This is a genomic window from Flavobacterium sp. RHBU_3 (assembly GCF_046613565.1).
Classification (GTDB): Bacteria; Bacteroidota; Bacteroidia; order Flavobacteriales; family Flavobacteriaceae; genus Flavobacterium.
On sequence record NZ_JBKJHC010000001.1, the window covers coordinates 83,931 to 103,639 of the forward strand.

The 19,709-nt window shown below is 45.3% G+C and carries 14 protein-coding genes; 8 read left to right on the forward strand and 6 right to left on the reverse strand.

Annotated elements, in window-relative coordinates; translation table 11 throughout:
• Positions 1–137: 137 nt before the first annotated feature.
• Entirely contained in the window at positions 138–755 is a 618-nt protein-coding gene (locus ACLI1A_RS00375) for a hypothetical protein (RefSeq protein ID WP_411404918.1), read from the reverse strand.
• 401 nt (positions 756–1,156) lie between these two features.
• Between ACLI1A_RS00375 and ald the strand changes: the two genes are divergently transcribed.
• On the forward strand, positions 1,157–2,251 hold the full coding sequence (gene ald, locus ACLI1A_RS00380) for an alanine dehydrogenase (protein WP_411404920.1): 1,095 nt from the start codon (positions 1,157–1,159) through the stop codon (positions 2,249–2,251).
• 133 nt (positions 2,252–2,384) lie between these two features.
• Here the strand turns inward: ald and ACLI1A_RS00385 are convergent, their stop codons facing one another.
• Together ACLI1A_RS00385 and ACLI1A_RS00390 are read right to left on the reverse strand one after the other, a co-directional pair.
• Positions 2,385–4,421, reverse strand: a complete 2,037-nt coding sequence (locus ACLI1A_RS00385) for a M43 family zinc metalloprotease (protein WP_411404922.1) — start codon at positions 4,419–4,421, stop codon at positions 2,385–2,387.
• Between the two features lie 173 nt (positions 4,422–4,594).
• Entirely contained in the window at positions 4,595–5,773 is a 1,179-nt protein-coding gene (locus tag ACLI1A_RS00390) for an acyl-CoA dehydrogenase family protein (RefSeq protein WP_411404924.1), read from the reverse strand.
• A 377-nt stretch (positions 5,774–6,150) separates the two neighbouring features.
• Between ACLI1A_RS00390 and ACLI1A_RS00395 the strand changes: the two genes are divergently transcribed.
• Entirely contained in the window at positions 6,151–7,095 is a 945-nt protein-coding gene (locus tag ACLI1A_RS00395) for a hypothetical protein (protein WP_411404926.1), read from the forward strand.
• On the opposite strand, the gene ACLI1A_RS00400 is transcribed toward ACLI1A_RS00395, so the two are convergent.
• The 3 genes from ACLI1A_RS00400 to ACLI1A_RS00410 form a co-directional block, all read right to left on the reverse strand.
• Positions 7,096–7,803: a tRNA1(Val) (adenine(37)-N6)-methyltransferase gene (locus ACLI1A_RS00400; protein ID WP_411404928.1), complete on the reverse strand. Its 708-nt coding sequence runs from the start codon at positions 7,801–7,803 to the stop codon at positions 7,096–7,098. It lies immediately after the preceding gene.
• Positions 7,804–7,945: 142 nt separating this feature from the next.
• Positions 7,946–8,473, reverse strand: coding sequence for a ribosome maturation factor RimM (gene rimM / locus ACLI1A_RS00405; protein WP_411404930.1), 528 nt, complete (start codon positions 8,471–8,473; stop codon positions 7,946–7,948).
• A gap of 14 nt (positions 8,474–8,487) precedes the next feature.
• Entirely contained in the window at positions 8,488–9,036 is a 549-nt protein-coding gene (locus ACLI1A_RS00410) for a 30S ribosomal protein S16 (RefSeq protein ID WP_411404932.1), read from the reverse strand.
• Positions 9,037–9,263: 227 nt separating this feature from the next.
• Between ACLI1A_RS00410 and ACLI1A_RS00415 the strand changes: the two genes are divergently transcribed.
• The 6 genes from ACLI1A_RS00415 to dnaE all read left to right on the forward strand — a co-directional run bounded on the left by ACLI1A_RS00415 (position 9,264) and on the right by dnaE (position 19,695).
• Positions 9,264–9,725 carry a DUF6252 family protein gene (locus ACLI1A_RS00415; protein ID WP_411404934.1) on the forward strand — a complete coding sequence of 154 codons (462 nt, stop codon included), beginning with the start codon at positions 9,264–9,266 and terminating at the stop codon, positions 9,723–9,725.
• A 215-nt stretch (positions 9,726–9,940) separates the two neighbouring features.
• The gene (locus tag ACLI1A_RS00420; RefSeq protein ID WP_411404936.1) at positions 9,941–10,384 is read left to right on the forward strand and encodes an RNA recognition motif domain-containing protein; all 444 of its coding nucleotides are present in this window, start codon (positions 9,941–9,943) and stop codon (positions 10,382–10,384) included.
• Between the two features lie 188 nt (positions 10,385–10,572).
• Positions 10,573–11,910 (forward strand): TolC family protein, encoded by a 1,338-nt coding sequence (locus ACLI1A_RS00425; RefSeq protein ID WP_411404938.1) that lies wholly within the window; start codon positions 10,573–10,575, stop codon positions 11,908–11,910.
• 23 nt (positions 11,911–11,933) lie between these two features.
• Positions 11,934–12,986 carry an HlyD family secretion protein gene (locus ACLI1A_RS00430; RefSeq protein ID WP_411404940.1) on the forward strand — a complete coding sequence of 351 codons (1,053 nt, stop codon included), beginning with the start codon at positions 11,934–11,936 and terminating at the stop codon, positions 12,984–12,986.
• 15 nt (positions 12,987–13,001) lie between these two features.
• Positions 13,002–14,591: an MFS transporter gene (locus tag ACLI1A_RS00435; RefSeq protein WP_411404942.1), complete on the forward strand. Its 1,590-nt coding sequence runs from the start codon at positions 13,002–13,004 to the stop codon at positions 14,589–14,591.
• A 574-nt stretch (positions 14,592–15,165) separates the two neighbouring features.
• Complete coding sequence (gene dnaE / locus ACLI1A_RS00440; protein ID WP_411404944.1) at positions 15,166–19,695, forward strand: DNA polymerase III subunit alpha; 4,530 nt, start codon at positions 15,166–15,168, stop codon at positions 19,693–19,695.
• Positions 19,696–19,709 lie beyond the last annotated feature (14 nt).

Here is a 19,709-nt window from a genome sequence, read left to right on the forward strand (position 1 = left end):
CAAGTTACAGTTTTTGTAAGAATTATTAAAACGTTATTGAGTATTACAGGACTTAAATTTTAATGATGTCTTTTTTATAATTCGAAGATTTCTGAAAGGTGTCTAGGCCTCTCTTTCGGATAGGCTGGGGGGTAAGGCTACTTCGCTTTGGTCTTTACCTTTTTAAAATTTTCATCGTTCAGGTCGGCTTGCATAAAGTATACCGTATTCCCTTCTTTAAAAACCAGTTTTTGTACATCCTCGCGGCTTATGCCTTCACATGCGGTAGGAATTAAAAACATGTCTACATACCGTTTCCACTTGCCGTTTTTATAGGTGTATGCCATATAGTCGTATACACATCCATGCAGGGGCGCCTGCGCTACACCCAGCTCGTCAAGGCCATCACCGTCAAGGTCGCCCTCGTTAACCAGTATCATTCCGCAGCAGCCACCCGGCAGTGAGGTTATGGCAGGGTCGTTAAACGTAATGCTGTATTCCGATGGGTCTTCGTCGCCATCAGTGCCCTCGTGTATAAGTGTGCCCATGGCCGTAAGCTCTTTCCCTGTAAAATTTCCCGTAACCGATTCCTCCGGATTAGCCGTGGTGCGTTCGGGGGCTACGGTTTCACTATTATCCTCCGCTACAGTATCTGCCATCGGAGCGGGTGCCAATGCAGTATCGGCACTAATGCTGTCGGTTAGCGTATCGGTTGTAGTGCTTTCTTTTTTACAGGCAGCAAGTGCCAACAGGGAGATAATGAGGAGTTTTTTCATTGGTTTTATTGTTAGGGTAAAGATAACGGTTTATACCGAATGTTGTTGCTTTGGTATAATGCCCCTTGTTTAAACTATCGTGTGGACACAAATCGCTTTGTGAACTTTTTTGCTTTCCAAAGGAAAGCCTTCGTGTTCGTATTAAGCATAATTTAGGCCTTTTGTGCCCTTTGTGAAAAACTTTGTGCGCCTTGTGGTAGAAAATTCCTCGCTAAGTCGCAAAGATGTGTCCATACAATAGTTGTTTAAAAGGGGGTGGTGTGGTTAAAAGTGTATTTTTCAACATACTTACCCTTGTGTTTTTAGGGGTGTAAATAAAATGTTTATAATTATTTTAGTTAAACCCCTTTTTTTATAGGGGGATGATGCGGTATATTTGCAAAAAAATAATTCATACCGTCATGAAAATAGGGGTGCCTAAAGAAATGAAGAACGGTGAAAACCGTGTTGCCCTTACTCCGGGTGGGGTTTACGAACTTGTAAACAACGGCCACGAGGTATTTATACAGGAGTCGGCCGGGGTAGGCAGTGGTTTCCCCGATGAGGATTACAGGGAGGCAGGCGCCATAATGCTGCCCAGCCTGGAGGCGGTATACGCCATGAGCGAGATGATTGTAAAGGTGAAAGAGCCCATACAACAGGAATACCCGCTGATAAAAAAGAACCAGGTAATTTTTACCTATTTCCATTTTGCCAGCAGCGAAAGCCTTACCCGTGCCATGATAGCCAGCAAGGCGGTATGTATAGCTTACGAAACCGTACGCGATGAAGACGGCTCTTTGCCGCTGCTAACCCCTATGAGTGAGGTAGCAGGGCGTATGGCCATACAACAGGGTGCCAAGTACCTTGAAAAGCCTATTAAAGGCCGTGGCGTACTGCTGGGTGGTGTACCGGGTGTACCTCCCGGTAAGGTGCTTATACTGGGTGCCGGGGTAGTGGGGGTACAGGCAGCTAAAATGGCTGCCGGACTGGGTGCCCACGTTACCATACTGGATATAAACATGAAACGCCTGCGCCATATAAACGATGTAATGCCACCACATGTGGTTACCGAATACAGCAGCGTGTACAACATAAAACGCCATATAAAAAACCATGACCTTATAATAGGTGCGGTGCTTATTCCGGGGGCAAAGGCGCCAAGGCTTATAACCCGCGCCATGCTAAAGGAAATGCGTCCCGGTACTGTAATGGTAGACGTGGCGGTAGACCAGGGTGGATGTTTTGAAACCACGCGTCCTACCACGCACGAGGATCCTACGTACATAATAAACGATGTGGTGCACTATTGTGTAACCAATATGCCGGGGGCGGTGCCGTATACCAGTACGCTGGCGCTGACCAATGTAACATTACCGTATGTTTTAAAGCTGGCCAACATGGGCTGGGAAACTGCCTGTAGGGAGTACCCGGACCTGGGACGAGGCCTTAATATAGTAAAGGGAGAAGTAATGATAGACGAAATCCATGACGCCTTTCAGGGCTCCCTGGTTTGATAAAAACCATTCTGTTCCAGTTTCTGTTTGTTAAAAAAGAGCCTCTGCATTATCCCGTGCAGGGGCTTTTTTATGCTAAAGCAAAAATCCTGCACTATGGCAGGATTTTAAAGAAATGCAGGGCATAACCTGATTAGTATTTTACAAAGCGTAATGCCTGGTTGTTGTTATTCAGTTTTATAAAGTACACACCGTTTGTAAGTGCGCTTATGTTTACTTCCTGATTGTACGATGCTACTTTGCCCTGTGCTACCACCTGCCCCAGGTTGTTGTATACCACATAGGCATCGGCAAGGGTGCTGTTTTTAGGCGAAGCAATATTAATAACGCTGTTAGCCGGGTTAGGGTACAGTACCACTTCTGTTTTGGCAATAGCCTCAGGGTTTTCGGTATCAAGTGTCATGCTTGCTCCAAAATAAGCCAGGTCATACAGCATGCTGAAATTACTGCCTGAGGCAAATACGTTACCGTTTTCATCGGCAAGGTTGTAGTAACCGTCGCCATAAGCACAACAAATACCGTTTGCTTTAGTGTCTATAATCATAAAGGTGTAGCATTCGCCCGGTTGTAACGGAATGGTTGTAACCACAGGAGCAGGCAGGGGCTGCGATGAGGCAATGGTATTGTATGGTCCACCCGATGCCACTACATCATGGCTGCTGTTGTATATGGTCCAGGTAGTTTCGGCACCACGCCTGTCTCTTTGCAGGGTAAATACCACATTCGCTGTTGTAACGTTATTAAAGATCCTGAACCCGGTTCCCTTAGTGTCGTTTTCTGCGTAGGCATCAGTAGTACCGTTTACTTCGGTAAGCGATACATTAAATGCTTTTACACCTGTAGAAGACGATTGTTCGGGCAGGGTAATAATAGCCGACTCCTGTGAGGCGAGGTTCCCGGTCCATTCATAAGTTCCGCTGTTTTCGCCGCTTGTATTATAAGCAATCGTAGCCGATGTTAACGGGCTTGTACCGTTGTTTACCAGTTTCAGTTGCGGAGCGTATGCATTAGTACACGGTGTAAGGTTAATTTGCTCTATGTACAGGGCCGCATCGTTTTCATAAACAAAAGCAGGGTTACACGCTTCTGATGTAAGCAGGTTTACCCTGCGTGGCGAGTTTTCCAGTACGGTTACTATACGGTTTTTCTGGTCTTGTGTGAAAATGTTCTGGCATCCTTCGGGCGTATAGTCCATGTAGTTTTCCAGCATGTCCAGTCCGGGGCTGTCGGGGCAGGTATCGGTACCTTCGGTGCAAGCCATGTTAGCCTGTCCGGTTACAGGCGTGTCTTCACAAAAATCGTCTACGTTACAGGCACCATCGCCCCATATGTGCCTTAAGCCCAAATAATGGCCTATTTCGTGTGTGGCGGTGCGCCCTTTGTCGCGGGTGCGGGTTTCGTCATAAATGCCTTCAGGGAAAATTTCCCTTGACCCAAAGTAGTTGTGACCTATAACCACACCATCCTGGTCGGCTATGGTTTGTGTAACATTGTCAATGCCTTCAAGACCCGACTGCATAGGGAAGGTAGAAAAACCTGCAAGCTCTACTTTGTAAGTAGCTACAGGTATGTATATCCAGTCTACAATCCAGATGTTAAGGTACTGCTCAGGGTCCCATTGCGTAGAAGGTTTCAGTATTTCATTGGCGTCGTTTTGGCTCCAGCCACCGGTGTGGTCAGAGTAGTGCCTTACAATACCCGTAGTATTTTGTCCGTCGGGTGTACGCTTAGCCAGGCAGAAGTTAACATTAATAGTAGCGCCTACAGGGTTGTCGTTATAGCCCGGGGTATTTACCATACGGTTATAATCCTGCTGCAATACCTGTAGTTCCGACAGGATTTGTGTTTCGCTTATGTTTTCGTTTACGCCTTCGGGGTCGCCATTGTGCATTACGTGTATTACTACAGGTATGTTGTAGGTTTGGTCATCCGAAGCATCGTTTGCTGAGCGGGCCGCTTTTTTCTCCTCTATTTTTTTAGAGATCCAGCTTTCAAATTGCTGTGCAGATAGTTTAGGCGATTTTTGTTCCAGTTGTTGCTGGTATTCAGCGGTGCCACATGGTTGGCTAATGGCTTGTTTAAAGGTTTTAGGTTGGTTTTGTGCATGCGCATTCAAGCAAAGGAACCCGGCAGCCATAAGCAGGCCGGCTTTCAGTGTTAGCTTTCTCATTGTTAATAATCGTAGGTTTGCCTATTAGTGACGGTACTATGGGTATTGTTACACATTGAAGCATTATTTTTTCAGGGAAAATAATTTTCGGAATGCTAAGGTGCTTAAAATGAAAATCCTGAACATTGGGCGAACCAATATCCAGGATTGTTTTTTTGGGGAGTATGTAAGTCTTATTTAAAAGCCGCAAATCCGGTAACATCCATACCTGTAATAAGCAGGTGAATGTCGTGCGTACCCTCATAGGTGATAACGCTTTCCAGGTTCATCATGTGGCGCATTATACTGTATTCGCCGGTAATACCCATACCGCCCAGCATTTGGCGTGCTTCGCGGGCTATGTGTATGGCCATGTCTACATTGTTTCGTTTTGCCATAGAAATCTGTGCGCTGGTGGCACGGCCTTCATTGCGCAGTACGCCCAGCCTCCAGGTAAGCAGCTGTGCCTTGGTGATTTCGGTTATCATTTCGGCAAGTTTCTTTTGCTGTAGTTGGGTAGCGCCTATAGGCTTGTCAAACTGTATACGTTCTTTGCTGTAGCGCAGTGCGGTATCATAGCAGTCCATAGCGGCACCAATGGCACCCCACGCTATACCGTAACGAGCCGAGTCCAGGCACCCCAGAGGTGCACCCAGGCCACTCTTGTTAGGCAGCAGGTTTTCTTTAGGGACTTTTACATTGTCAAAAATCAGTTCGCCCGTAGCCGAAGCCCTAAGCGACCATTTGTTGTGTGTTTCGGGAGTGGTAAAGCCTTCCATGCCGCGCTCCACGATAAGTCCGTGAATGCGGCCACTTTCATCTTTAGCCCAAACAACAGCAATGTCTGCAAAGGGGGCATTGCTTATCCACATCTTGGCGCCGTTCAGCAGGTAGTGGTCGCCTTTGTCTTTAAAGTTGGTAATCATACCGCCCGGGTTACTGCCAAAATCCGGTTCGGTAAGCCCAAAGCAGCCCATAAACTCGCCACTGGCCAGTTTAGGTAGGTATTTTTTGCGCTGTTCCTCGTTGCCGTACTTCCATATAGGGTACATAACCAGTGACGACTGTACCGATGCTGTACTGCGCACGCCGCTGTCGCCACGCTCTATTTCCTGCATAATAAGGCCGTAGCTTATCTGGTCCAGCCCGGCACCGCCGTACTCCTCAGGAATGTACGGGCCAAAAGCGCCTATTTCGGCAAGGCCGTTTATTATTTGCTTCGGGAATTCTGCCTTTTGGGCGTAGTCTTCTATAATGGGTGACACCTCGCGCTTTACCCACTCGCGGGCAGCATCGCGTACCATTTTGTGCTCGTCGGTTAACAGGTCATCAACCAGGTAGTAATCAGGTGCCTGAAAAAGATCGGGTTTCATTTGTTTGTTTTTAGTTTAAAACAAATGTAACTAAAGAAATGTAACAATTCAATAATTTATTGTTTTATATTTTGTGATGAATTATGTATTTGTAGGTGGTTGCAGATATTCTTTGAGGATATTAAATAAATACAGTGAATTTTGGCAAGTGTTTTTACGAATTTTTCAGGCTGTTAAAGTAAGGTACGACTATAATATCGTGTAAGGTTTTTTGTATTATTGTGATGCTTGCGATGTAAATGTGGATAAATAGTTTTACCACGAAGTACACAATGTTTTTTCGCAAAGTTCACGAAGTTTTACTGATGTAATTGCCGAATGGACACAAAGACTTTCCTTCGGGAAGCTAAAAAGAACACAAACCAATTGACACCAAAATGAAATACCTTTTTTATTTCTTATTTTTCACGGCGGCACTTTCTGCCCAAAACATTACCGTGCTTAGTGCCGATACCCGCGAGCCGGTACCTTTTGTTACAATTATCCTAAAAACTAACGGCAAAGTAACCGGTGGTCTTTATTGTGGTGAGAACGGTGTTGCCGATATTAATGCGGCGTATGATACGGCAGAGTTCAGTTGCCTGGGTTTTGAAACGCAGATTATTGATAAAGCGAAAGTGGAAAAGATGGTATACCTGAAACCAAAAGCCATAGTGCTTGATGAGGTTATGGTATCGTCGGTAAAACTGAAAGATACGCTGATAGGGGAGTATAAAGAGAAGAAACTCAGGAATACTACTATCGGCGATGCCAACAGTTGTATTGCTGTATTTTTTGAAAATACTTTTGATAAGGATGTGCCCATTCGTTCGCTTTGGTTAAAGCTGGCTAAGATAAAATATACGACTACAGTGCGTGTTCATGTATATAGCCGGAAAGATTATGGGCAGGTGTATTGGGATACAAAGGAACCCAAAGATCAACATTCCTATGATAGTTTTGTGCCTCTTAAAGATATTTATGAGCAAAATATCATAGTAAGCATAAGTCCTAAAGATAAGAAGGAGTTGCAGATCGACCTTTCAGGGTATAACCTTGATTTGCCAAAGGAAGGTGCTTTTATTGGCTTGGAAGTGCTGGGGTATTTTGACGAATCGGGTCAGGCTGTAAAAACTACATCAGGAAAAGAATTAACCTGGATAGAAATGCACCAGGCTCTTAATGATAATTTTTGCCAAAAGATTACAGTGGGAGGTACTACCTGGGATGCCTTTTGGGTGAATATAAATAAATGGCACGCCACCGACATGAAGGCTATGGGACGCAAACTTAATCCCAAAAACCTTTGGACACCTACTATAGGTTTAATAGTAGGGTATTAACTACATCTTCAAATAAAAATCCTTTGTCAACTCAATATACTCCTCTGTATATTGGTGACGGGCGGTTTCTATAACCAGTTCGTCTGTGGCTATGTCGTTAGTTTCATAACGGCTAAAGGCCAGCAGGCTGCGTTTTACAGGGCTGTCGGGTGTGCCTTTTACATGTGTAATTTTAAACGGGAACAAACCCTCTTCCTTTGCCAGCAGGCGGAAATTAGCTTCTTCCTTAAAAGGTATGATTACTGCCAAAATACCGTTTTCACTCAGTATAATGCCTGAAGCTTCCAGTAAATCCTGAAAGGGCAGGGAGGTGTTAAAGCGGGCTGCATCACGCTGTTCGTCGCCACTGGTGTAGTCTTCGGTATAAAACGGCGGGTTGCTTACAATCAGGTCGTATTCCTCTTCCCATTCTTCCATAAAATCGTCCAGGCTGGCGTGGTAACAAAACAGCCTGTCGCCCCACGGTGAGGCTTCAAAATTCTCCACGCACTGTTCATGCGCGGCAGCATCTATTTCCAGTCCGTCTATCTGTTCGGCGCCACAGCGTTGTGCCAGCATCAGCGAAATCAGCCCGGTTCCGGCACCTATGTCCAGTACGTTATACGGGTGGTGTGCTATGGGAGCCCAAGCGCCCAGCAGTACGCCATCGGTACCTACTTTCATAGCGGTTTTGTCTTGCTGTATGCTGAATTGCTTAAACTGGAACAATTTATTATTTTAAATTTTGAATTTTATATTTTAAATTGAAGACTGTGAGATAACAGATGAAAGATAATAGACATTTCTGAATCTTTCAATCTTTAAAGAGATTGAGTAAGCAGCCTGAAACTTTAAACCTGAAACAAAAAAACTAGCCAAGGTATAGGTCTACCAGTCCGTTAGGGGTATTAAGGTAAATGGTTTTGTTTTCGCGATCCAGTTTCACAATAAAATCATCTATCATGGGTACCAGTATCTCTATATCGCCTTTTTTAATTTCAAAAAGTGCCTGAGATGAGGTGTCGTTTACCCCTGCTATAACGCCTATGTCGCCCAAGCGCTCGTCCATGGCTTTAAAGCCGATGATTTCATGGAAATAAAATTTGTTACCCTCCAGCTTAGGCAGCATGGTAAGCGGTAGGTATAGTGGGCTGCCCATAATAGCATCGGCATCTTCCTCGCTGTCTATATCCTCAAATTTTATACGAAGGAACTCGCCTTTGTGCAGGCGGCTTGTTTCAATAAAAAATGGAACCAGATGTTTGTTTCTTTCAACAAACACTGATTCCATATCTTGAAAATAACCCGGGTCGTCAGTATCCAGCCAAGCCAGTACTTCGCCCTTAAAGCTAAATTTTTTGGCGATTTTGCCTAAATAAAAACAATCTTCTTTACGCATTCGCCAGTAGTAAATTAAGCTTCGGTTTCTTCTGTAGTTTCTTCAGAAGTAGTTTCTTCAGATGATTCTGCTGTAGCGGCTTCAGCAGCAGCTGCAGCGGCAGCAGCTTCTTCAGCTTCTTTTTTAGCAGCAATACGGTCTTCATTAACTTTCTTTTCTGCAGCAAGAGCTTCAGCTTTAGCTGTAGCCTGAGCGTTAGATAGTCCGTCTTTTTTACCTTGTACTTTAGCAGCTTTTTCATCAAGCCACTTAGTAAATTTCTCTTCAGCTTGTTCAGCTGTAAGAGCACCTTTACGTACACCGCCTTCTAGGTGGTGTTTAAGAAGTGCACCTTTGTAAGAAAGGATAGCCCTTGCAGTATCCGATGGCTGAGCACCGTTAAATAGCCACTTAACAGCGCTGTCCACGTTAAGGTCTATAGTTGCAGGGTTAGTGTTAGGGTTGTAAGTTCCTATTTTCTCAAGGAATTTACCATCACGTTTTGAACGGCTGTCTGCCGCTACCACCCAGTAAAAAGGTTTTCCTTTTTTACCGTGGCGTTGTAGTCTGATTCTTACAGGCATCTTATTAGATTTAGTGGGGTACCCGACCCCGGTTAATTTTAGCGTGCAAATATATAAAAGATTTTAATTTTTAGGGCGTTATCATTGAATTTTATGATTTTCTATCGCTACTAAATTCAAAATTTAAAATTTTATTGTGATTTATGTCTTTTTGATTAGGATATATTCTATAAAAAGCTATTTTTGTCGTTGGAATATTTGAGTTACCCTTCTATAAGTTAAAGATAATGAAAAAAATTTTGTCACTTTGTGTGTTGCTGGCAGTCCTGAGTTCTTGTGAAGAAGACGTGAAATTTAACACTCCTGCCGTACAGGCTCTCAAAGACAGGGAAAAATGGAAGGCAGACAGCTATACCGCCACTATGGGAGGCGATATGTCGCTTACAATAACAGCTGTAAAGGATTTTGAAACCCTTACCTTACATACTGATTCTTTTAACCCCGGAGTATATGACCTGGGTGAAGGTTCGGAAAACTTAGCCGGCTATCATTTTGAAGCTGACGGACAAATAGAAGATTATACTACAGATGATTCAGACGGACTGGGCAGGCTTATAATTACCGAAACAAATGTAACAGCAGGTTACATAGTAGGTACATTTGCGTTTACTGCTGTAGACAGCGAGGGTAACGAAGTTTCTTTTACTAATGGTAACTTTTACAGAATTCCTATTACAACCGCTCCTTAATATGGTATAAAAACTACTTTATAATATACAGCCCTTCTGTGTTTGCAGAAGGGCTTTTTTTTAAACAGCAGAATTTTTATTATTAAAGTTTTATTAAATGACAATAATTTTACTTGCTGTGTCATAAATAATTTTATATTTGTTATAACCTGGGCCACAAACGTTCAGGCCCGGGATTTTTTAAGTGCTTTTTTAATTTTTTTAATTTTTTTTCCATGAACATTTTTGTTGGAAGCCTTCCGTTCAGCTTGGGCGAGGCAGATTTGAGAGAGTCTTTTGAGGCCTACGGCCAGGTAGATTCTGTAAAGATTATTATTGACAGGACAACCGGTCGCAGTAAAGGTTTTGGCTTTGTTGAAATGCTAAACGAGGAAGAAGCCCAAAGAGCCATATCTGAGCTGAATGGTGCTACGGTAAGCGGCAGGACAATTGTTGTGAACCAAAGCGATGCAAGGCCTCAACAACCACAACGCAAGTCTTTCGGCGGCGGTGGTGGTGGTAACCGCAGCTTTAGCCGCGATAACAATCGCAGCGGAGGCTTTAACCGTGATAACAACCGCAGCGGTGGCTATAACAGCGATCGTTCAGGTGGTTATAACAGCGACCGTTCAGACCGTAATGGTGGTGGCGGATACAACCGCGGTGGCGGACGTTACTAAGCTGATGATCTTTTTTCGAGATAATCTTTTAAACCGGCCTTGTGCCGGTTTTTTTCTTTTTCAGGCATAGTTTTTAATAAAACGATTGCGTTAACATTTGTCTTATTTTAATAAATTGTTGTCTTTTTGTTATATGTAAGACTTGTGTAAAACTGCAGAACTTTGCAGTGTCAACTGTTACTTAAACTATGCACCCCCACAAGATGCTACAACTGCTTATGCCACTGGCAGCAGTTACAGCCCTTACCTGCCAAACCGCAACAGCACAGCTATCGCCGGTGCCGTTGCCGCTAAAACAGGCACTTAGCCTGAGCGAAACCCAAAACCGTAGGGTTTTGAAATCTGCAATCCAGAAAGACATTGCCGAAGAAGAAATTAAGGAAGCTGAAGAAACCAGGCTGCCTGATTTTGATTTTCACACGGCTTATGCCCGCATTACTAACCTTACCGAGTTTAGGGATGGGGCATTTGGCGGTATGAAGGTTACTGACCTGCACAACAACCAGTACGATGCTACCGTAACCGGCAGTATGCCCATATACCAGGGCAATCGGCTAAACAATGTGGTAGACAAGGCTAAGCTGAACCACGAGGTAGCGGGCCTGTTGCTGCACAAAACCGAAAAGGATGTAAAGCTGGATGTTACAGCGCACTACCTGGGTATTTACAAACTCATGCAGTTAGATAAACTGCTTACTGAGAATGTAGCCGAGGAAAAAGAGCGCTTAAAAGAAGTAAAAGCATTACTTAAAAACGGAACCATAACTAAAAACGAGGTGCTTCGGGCCGAGCTGCAACTTAAAGACCGTGAAATTCAATTGATAAACAATCGCAAGGATATTGAAATAGCGTATAATGACCTCAAAACACTGTTGCAGCTCCCTGAAGACCAACCCATGGTTATAGATACTGTGAGCCTTATAGCCGATAGCAGGGCTGTGGATTTTGCCGAACTGCAAAATGCTGCCCTGGGCAATGAGGAATTTCGCATTGCGCAGCAGCAGCAACAAATGGGGACCATTGATGTAAAAAGCGCTAAGGCAAACTACCTCCCTGTAATAAGTATGTACGGAAGCTATACCTATAAGTATCCTAACTTTATGTTTTTTCCACCCGACTGGAACGCCTACACTTTTGGGCAGGTGGGCATACAGGCTACCTATAGCCTTTCGGGTTTGTATAAAAACAAAAGCCGTATAGCATTGGCCAAGAAAAAAGCTGAAGCCGCAGCGCAGCAAACCAGTATTGTGGCTGACGAAAACCGCGACCGTATTTTCAGGCAGTTTAAACAATATGAGGAGTTGCTGGATAAATTTAAGGTAACTGATGCTGCCGAAACCCTGGCTACAGAAAACTACCGCCTGGTAAAACTACAATACTTAAATCAGCTGGTAGTAATTACCGAAATGATAGATGCTGATAATGCATTGCTCCAGGCCAAGTACAACCGTATTTCGGCACGGATAGATGCCGAGATGAAATACTACGAAATGCTGCACACCGCAGGACTGCCTTTTACAAAATAATTCACCTTATCTGTTACATTGATATGAAACTTTTCCGTTCAGCCACGTCTAAAGGCTACCTGCATACCATTGTTACGCTGGTGGCTTCCACTTTGTTTATTGCCGGTATAGTGCTGGCACTGTGGTTCTTTTTTTACTACCGCAACCACGAAGAAACTAACGATGCCCAGGTAGAGCAGTACATAACCCCCATTGCGGCCCGCATACCGGGTTATGTTCAGGAGGTGCGCTATGAAGAAAACCAGTTTGTACACAAAGGCGATACCCTTATAATTATAGACCCGCGGGAATACAAGGCAAGGCTTGCCAAAGCTGAAGCCGATGCCCTTACGGCCAAGAATGCCATTTCGGTGAGTAAGGCTTCGGTGCAGGCGGCCGGTACCATGAGTGCTATAGAAACGGCAAGATTATCTGGAGCCAAAGCCGTTATGGTTAAGGCCAAGCAGGATCTTGATCGTTACCAATCCTTATATAAGGAAGAAGCAACAACCCTGCAACAGGTGCAGCGCGTTCAGGCCGATTATGATGCTGCAAAATCGCATTATGACGAGGTGAACAACAGCATTCGCCGTGCCGGGCTCACCACCGTACAGGCTACCACCGTAATACCCGAAACTGAAGCGCAATACCTGGCTAAAAAAGCCGAGGCCGAGAATGCCGCGCTGTTTTACTCATATACTGTAATCACTGCGCCTTACGATGGCTATGTGGGCAAGCGTACCCTGCAACCGGGGCAACTGGTTAAGGAAGGGCAAACGCTGGTAAACATGGTAAGCCGCGAAAAGTGGGTAATAGCCAACTTTAAGGAAACCCAGTTGGAATACCTGAAAGTAGGGCAGGAGGTAACCCTTGAGGTAGATGCCCTGGGAGATAAAAAATATACCGGGAAAATACAGTCCCTGTCGCCGGCAAGTGGGGCAAGGTTTTCACTGCTGCCTCCGGATAATGCTACGGGTAACTTTGTAAAGATAGAACAGCGTATTCCCGTAAAAATAGTACTTACGGGTACCGAAGAGGATAACGACTTTCTTCGTGCCGGCATGAACGTGATTGTCGTAGCCAAACATCAGGACTAACCAAAACACTTTGTTATGTCTAAAGAAAACGACGGGGCTTTTAAGCCCTGGGTGCCAAACTGGCTCGCTGTTTTTGTGTTGTTTTTTTGCCTGCTGCACTGCATGGTGCTGCTGGGTGTGTATACCAGTAACATTACCTATTCGGCAAGCTTCCTGGATGTGGAGGTGGAGGACCTGCAGTTTTCACTGTGTGTAACCTATGGTACCTTTTTGGCTACGCTGCTGGTAGAGAGCAGGCTGTTTAAATTTTTTCCGCCAAAAAACTACTTTCTCGTGATTTTCAGCCTTTCGGCCATTACGTTTGTAATGTCGGCGTACACCCGTAACTACGTGGTGTTCCTGCTGCTGCGGGTGGCCGAAGGCATTTTTATGGCATTGCCCTGGCTGCCGCTAAGGCAAATGCTGATCAACCGATTTAAAACGAGAAATGCTATAATCATCGGTTTTAGCTTTACATACGGGGCGCTGCTGCTGGCCTCGCCGTTTATTATGAACATTGCTGTATACATGCTGGAAAATTACGACTGGCGCTATATGGCATGGGGTTCGGCATTGTTTCAGCTAACCTGCGTGGGGTTTATCCTGATAACGTTTACTAACAACAGGGTACACAAAAAAGTACCGTTGTACCAAATCGATTGGGCGAGTTTCATCCTTATCCATATTACTATCCTTGCCGGAGCTTTTGTGTTTATTTATGGTGAAAAAAAATACTGGCTGCAATCAGGTCAAATCATCATAGCGGCGGTTGCTTTCCTGTTGTTTGGCGCCCTGTTCCTTATGAGGCAGGTAACGGTAAAACGCCCCTCGTTTGACCTATCGGTGTTTGGGTATCCTAACCTGCGCATTGGTTTCTTCCTTTTTGTAGTGCTTTATATAGCCCGTGCCACGCTAAACATTTGCCACAGCACCATGTTCACCGTTTGGAACTGGGAACCCTCTCGGGTAGCACACGTGCAGTTTATAAATGTGGCGGGCAATGTTATAGGTATGACGGTTGCCGGTATTTGCCTTGCAAAGGCTGTGGCAAGTCGCTACATATTTATAGTAGGATTTTTGCTGCTGGCTATCCACCACATCTGGATGACGTTTTTGTTTGTACCCGATGCTTCATTGTCCGATGTTGCTGCACCTTATATATTGCAGGGGTTTGCTGTGGGTTTTCTGTTTGTGCCGTTGGTGTTGTTTACGGTGTCGTCGGTGCCAAAAAAGCTTGCGCCATTTTCGGGTACATCGGGGGTTATAGGTCGGTTTTGGGGAAGTACCGTAGGGTTTTGCATCATGCAAAATGCACAAATCTATCTTACCCAAAAACACTACGATAAGATTATATCATTCGTACTGCCCGAAAGCCCCCAAATGCAGGATAGAAATGCCGCCGCCGTACAACGATTCATGGCAAAAGGCTACGCCGAACCCGAAGCCTATAAACTTGCTATAAAAAGCCTGACACAGTCGGCACGATCGCAATCGCTGCTTATATCAAACATGGAAATATTTACCGTAATGGGCTATGTGTTGTTTGCGGTGGTAATACTGTTGTTGTTTAATAAGCAATTACGCTTCTCATCCGACCTGTTTAAGAATAAGGTATGGGGAAGCTGATGGTTATGCGGTGATTCGGTTATAGGGTTATTCGATTTCTTTGGATGTGTTGATTTGTCCGAGGTCCGAAGTTCGAAGATGGGACGGAGTGAGCATTCCTCTCTGATAGCGCGGATTTGCAATCCGTGCTTTTAAATTAACGGCACGGATTACAAATCCGCGCCACCAAGATTGCAAATCCGCGCCATCAAGTGTGCGACGAAGTAGAGATATTTCGTGTCTTTTTTGAGATTTTTCGACTCCGCTGCGCTGCGCTCAAAATGGAAAACGCGGACTGATGAAGTGATGCAAATCCTGATATATAAAAATGAGGTTTGGGAAACCCTTGTTTCCCGTGGTTTTTAAGTTGTTGTGTAAACCCTGCGTATTGTGTGTCGCGGGGTTTCTTTTTTAAGGGTGATTCGGTGATTTGGTAATTCGTGTATTCGTTAAAACCTCGTTTTCAATCTGGGGTTAGAATGGCATCGAATAACCCTATAACCGAATCACCGAATAACCAAAAAAAACCTATTTTTGTAGAAGGGTGTTTTTTATCCCTCTCGACCTTTAATCGCTTTAAAATCCATTAGTTGCTATGTACCTGATTTTCGACACGGAAACAACCGGATTACCAAAACGCTGGGATGCTCCCATTACCGATACCGACAACTGGCCACGCTGTATACAGATAGCATGGCAGCTGCACGATGATATGGGGCAGCTTATAGAGCACCAGGATTACCTTATCCGCCCCGACGGATTCAACATACCCTATGATGCCGAACGTATTCACGGCATTAGTACCGACCTTGCCCTGGAGCAGGGTATTCCGCTTACCGATGTGTTGGGCAAGTTTAACGAAGCGTTGTCTAAGGCTTCGTTTATCGTAGGCCAAAACGTAGGCTTCGACGTGAACATCATGGGCTCGGAGTTTTACCGCTACGGTGTGGAAACCCGCATGGGCAGCATGAAGGTGCTGGATACCTGTACTGAAATTACCGCTGATTTACTTAAACTGCCCGGTGGTCGTGGCGGGCGCTACAAGCTGCCTACACTAACCGAGCTCCACCAATATTTATTTGACCAGCCGTTTGCCGAAGCCCACAACGCTACTGCCGACGTGGAGGCTACCACCCGCTGTTTCCTGGAACTCCTTAAGCGTGATATTTTTACCGCTGAGGAGCTTGATGTGCATCCGGGCTATTTTACGGAATTCCGTAACAAGCACCCGCAGCCCATACAGCTTATCGGGTTAAAGCACATCAACCTAAAAAAGGCGAGTGAAGAAGTTCGTCTGCGCCTGGAAAAACTACAGTCGGCTAAGGGAACCGAAACTGCAGCCCCGGCTGAGATGGTAGACATCAGCAATGTACAGTACGTGCATTTGCATAACCATACACAGTTTTCGGTACTACAGTCTACCATAAGTGTACCCGATCTTGTTAAGGCTGCTGCCAAGCACAAAATGCCTGCCGTAGCCATGACCGACCACGGTAACATGATGGGAGCATTCCACTTTGTGAGCAATGTTATGAACCATAACAAAGCCGCCGAAGCCAAAAACAAAGCCGCCATTGAAGCAGGAGAGGAGCCTGCCGAAGTGTTGATGAAGCCTATTGTAGGCTGTGAGTTCTTTATTTGCGAAGACCATAAAGACAAGAGCCGTAAAGACAACGGTTACCAGGTGGTGCTTTTGGCAAAAAACAAAAAGGGCTACCACAACCTTGCCAAGATGGCTTCTATAGCTTATACCGCAGGTTTTTATTACGTGCCGCGCATTGATAAAAGGGTGGTAGAGCAGTACAAGGAAGACATTATGGTGCTTTCGGGTAACCTGTACGGAGAGATACCAAACAAGGTGCTGAACATTGGTGAAAACCAGGCCGAGGAAGCGCTGATTTGGTGGAAAGACCTTTTTGGAGATGATTTCTACATGGAGCTGATGCGCCACGGTCAGGAAGATGAAGATCGTGTTAACGCCTCGCTTATTAAGTTGGCACGCAAGCACAACGTAAAGCTTGTGGCTACTAACAATACCTATTACGCGGAAAAAGAAAACAGCCACGCGCACGACATCCTGTTGTGTGTAAAAGACGGTGAGAAGCTCGCTACGCCTAAAGGGCGCGGGCGCGGTTTCCGCTTTGGGTTGCCTAATAATGAATACTATTTTAAGAGTGGCGACGAAATGAAGGAAATCTTTAAAGATATTCCCGAAGCCATTTACAACATACAGGAAATTGTAGAAAAGGTGGAAGCCTACTCGCTGTACCGCGATGTACTGCTGCCTAAATTCGACATTCCTGAAGAATACCAGATAGCCGAAGACCTTGCCGATGGTGGTAAGCGCGGGGAAAACAACTACCTGCGTTACCTGTGTTATCGCGGTGCCGAAAAGCGCTATACCGAGATAACCGATGACATCCGCGAGCGCCTTGACTTCGAACTGAAAACCATTGAAAACTCGGGTTATCCCGGGTACTTCCTTATAGTACAGGACTTTATTGCCGAAGCCCGAAATATGGGGGTGTCAGTAGGGCCGGGCAGGGGATCGGCGGCGGGTAGTGCCGTGGCGTATTGCCTTGGCATTACTAACATTGACCCGATTAAGTACGACCTGCTTTTTGAACGTTTCCTGAACCCGGACAGGGTGTCCATGCCCGATATTGATATCGACTTTGACGACGAAGGCCGTAGCCGCGTAATGGACTACGTTATCAACAAATACGGAGCCAGCCAGGTAGCACAGATTATTACCTACGGTACCATGGCGGCAAAATCGTCTATTCGTGATACCGCGCGCGTGCTCGACCTACCGTTGTTTGAAGCCGATAAGGTAGCCAAGCTGATACCGAACATGAAGCTGGCCAAGATATTCACCATGGACCAGAATGCCCTGCGTGGCGCGCTGCGTTCAGATGAGTACGACCGCGTGCAGGAACTTATTGCTATGGCTAACGGTGGCGATCTTACCAGCGAAACCATACAGCAGGCTAAGGTGTTGGAAGGCTCTATGCGAAACACGGGTATACACGCCTGTGGGGTAATTATTACGCCCGATGATATTACCAATTTCGTACCGGTTTCGGTAGCGAAAGATTCAGATTTGTACGTTACCCAGTTTGATAACTCGGTGGTGGAAAGTGCCGGATTGCTTAAGATGGACTTCCTGGGTCTGAAGACCCTTACCCTGATTAAGGACACCGTAAAACTGGTAAAATACAAGCACGGCATAGACCTGGATCCGGAAGCATTTCCGATTGATGATGTGAAAACGTACGAGCTGTTCCAAAGGGGTGAAACCGTGGGGGTGTTCCAGTACGAATCGCCGGGGATGCAAAAGTACATGAAGGATCTTAAGCCTACTGTGTTTGCCGACCTTATTGCCATGAACGCCTTGTACCGTCCGGGACCTCTGGAATACATTCCGAGTTTCGTACGCCGTAAAAATGGTGAGGAAGAAATAAAATACGACCTTGATGCCTGTGAGGAATACCTAAAGGAAACCTACGGCATTACAGTATACCAGGAGCAGGTGATGCTACTGTCGCAAAAGCTGGCGGGCTTTACTAAAGGTGAGGCCGACGTACTGCGTAAGGCGATGGGTAAAAAGCAGAAAGACGTACTGGACAAAATGAAGCCTAAGTTTGTAAAACAGGCTTCGGAAAAAGGGCATGATGCTACCGTTCTCGAAAAAATATGGAAAGACTGGGAAGCATTTGCGAGTTATGCATTTAACAAAAGCCACTCTACCTGCTATGCATGGGTAGCGTACCAAACGGCGTACCTTAAGGCGCATTACCCAGCCGAATATATGGCAGCGGTGCTGAGTAACAACATGAACGACATTAAGCAGGTTACCTTCTTTATGGAAGAATGTAAGCGCATGGGCTTAACCGTTCTTGGCCCCGATGTAAACGAATCGTACTATAAGTTTACGGTAAACGATACCGGGGCAGTTCGTTTTGGTATGGGTGCCGTAAAAGGTGTTGGTGCCGGTGCGGTAGATACTATAGTACAAAACCGTAAAGACGGCAGCTATAAATCGATTTTCGACTTAGCAAAGCGCATCGATTTACGTTCGGCCAATAAAAAAGCCTTTGAAAACCTTGCCCTTTCGGGTGGTTTCGATTGCTTTACCGATACGCATCGTGCACAGTATTTCCATATGGATGCCACGGATAATATTTCGTTCCTGGAAAAAGCCATGCGCTACGGTGCTAAAATGCAGGATAATGCAAACAGCAGCCAGGTGAGCCTTTTTGGTGAAGCCAGCGAAGTACAGATACCCGAACCTGTAGTGCCTCCATGCGAAGAATGGAGCACCATGGAAAAACTTGCCCGCGAAAAAGATGTGGTAGGTATTTACATTTCCGGTCACCCGCTGGATGACTATAAGTTTGAAATGAAGTACTTCTGTAACGCCCGCCTTGAGGTGCTGAAGAATCTGGAACCGCACGTGAATAAGAACCTTAGTTTTGGAGGCATCATAAGTAATGTGCAGCACAAAACGGCAAAGAACGGTAAGGGTTGGGCTATATTCAACCTGGAAGGGTACGACGAGAGTTACGAGTTTAAAATATACGGCGAAGAATACCTGAAGTTCCGCCACTTCCTTATAAACAGTAATTTTACCTTTATAAGGGTAATGGTACGCGAAGGGTGGACGAATGCTGAAGGAAAAAAAGGAGAGCCGAGGTTGCAGTATATGGCCATACAGTATTTGCAGGACGTGCTGCCTACCTTTGCCAAAAAGCTGATTATTCAGTTTAATATCCTTGATTTGCAGGAACAGTTGGTAAACGAGTTATTCCAACTGTTCACCGGTAACAAGGGCGACCACCAGGTAACATTTGAAGTAATGGAGCTGGATAAGGTAAAACGCTCCGTGCCGGTAGCACCCGTGGCGGTAACTATACGCGAAACTTCGGAGGAATTTGAGGATGCCGCCGATATAGGCGATGCCGAATTTGAAGAAGAAATGGATGTGGAGGTGGCCGAAGAGGAAACCGAAAGCATTCAGGTAGTTACAAAACTTACCATGCCCAGCCGTAAGTTGAAAGTGAAAATAAGCAACGAATTGCTGCAGGAACTGGACAGGCTACAGGTAAGCTTTAAGCTGAATTAAAGCGATAGCTTTTG

What these genes read in the sequence shown, in the direction of transcription:
- ACLI1A_RS00375 (WP_411404918.1), bottom strand. Translation starts at nt 755, where the DNA reads ATGAAAAAACTCCTCATTATCTCCCTGTTGGCACTTGCTGCCTGTAAA.
- ald (WP_411404920.1), top strand. Translation starts at nt 1,157, where the DNA reads ATGAAAATAGGGGTGCCTAAAGAAATGAAGAACGGTGAAAACCGTGTT.
- ACLI1A_RS00385 (WP_411404922.1), bottom strand. Translation starts at nt 4,421, where the DNA reads ATGAGAAAGCTAACACTGAAAGCCGGCCTGCTTATGGCTGCCGGGTTC.
- ACLI1A_RS00390 (WP_411404924.1), bottom strand. Translation starts at nt 5,773, where the DNA reads ATGAAACCCGATCTTTTTCAGGCACCTGATTACTACCTGGTTGATGAC.
- ACLI1A_RS00395 (WP_411404926.1), top strand. Translation starts at nt 6,151, where the DNA reads ATGAAATACCTTTTTTATTTCTTATTTTTCACGGCGGCACTTTCTGCC.
- rimM (WP_411404930.1), bottom strand. Translation starts at nt 8,473, where the DNA reads ATGCGTAAAGAAGATTGTTTTTATTTAGGCAAAATCGCCAAAAAATTT.
- ACLI1A_RS00410 (WP_411404932.1), bottom strand. Translation starts at nt 9,036, where the DNA reads ATGCCTGTAAGAATCAGACTACAACGCCACGGTAAAAAAGGAAAACCT.
- ACLI1A_RS00415 (WP_411404934.1), top strand. Translation starts at nt 9,264, where the DNA reads ATGAAAAAAATTTTGTCACTTTGTGTGTTGCTGGCAGTCCTGAGTTCT.
- ACLI1A_RS00420 (WP_411404936.1), top strand. Translation starts at nt 9,941, where the DNA reads ATGAACATTTTTGTTGGAAGCCTTCCGTTCAGCTTGGGCGAGGCAGAT.
- ACLI1A_RS00425 (WP_411404938.1), top strand. Translation starts at nt 10,573, where the DNA reads ATGCACCCCCACAAGATGCTACAACTGCTTATGCCACTGGCAGCAGTT.
- ACLI1A_RS00430 (WP_411404940.1), top strand. Translation starts at nt 11,934, where the DNA reads ATGAAACTTTTCCGTTCAGCCACGTCTAAAGGCTACCTGCATACCATT.
- ACLI1A_RS00435 (WP_411404942.1), top strand. Translation starts at nt 13,002, where the DNA reads ATGTCTAAAGAAAACGACGGGGCTTTTAAGCCCTGGGTGCCAAACTGG.
- dnaE (WP_411404944.1), top strand. Translation starts at nt 15,166, where the DNA reads ATGTACCTGATTTTCGACACGGAAACAACCGGATTACCAAAACGCTGG.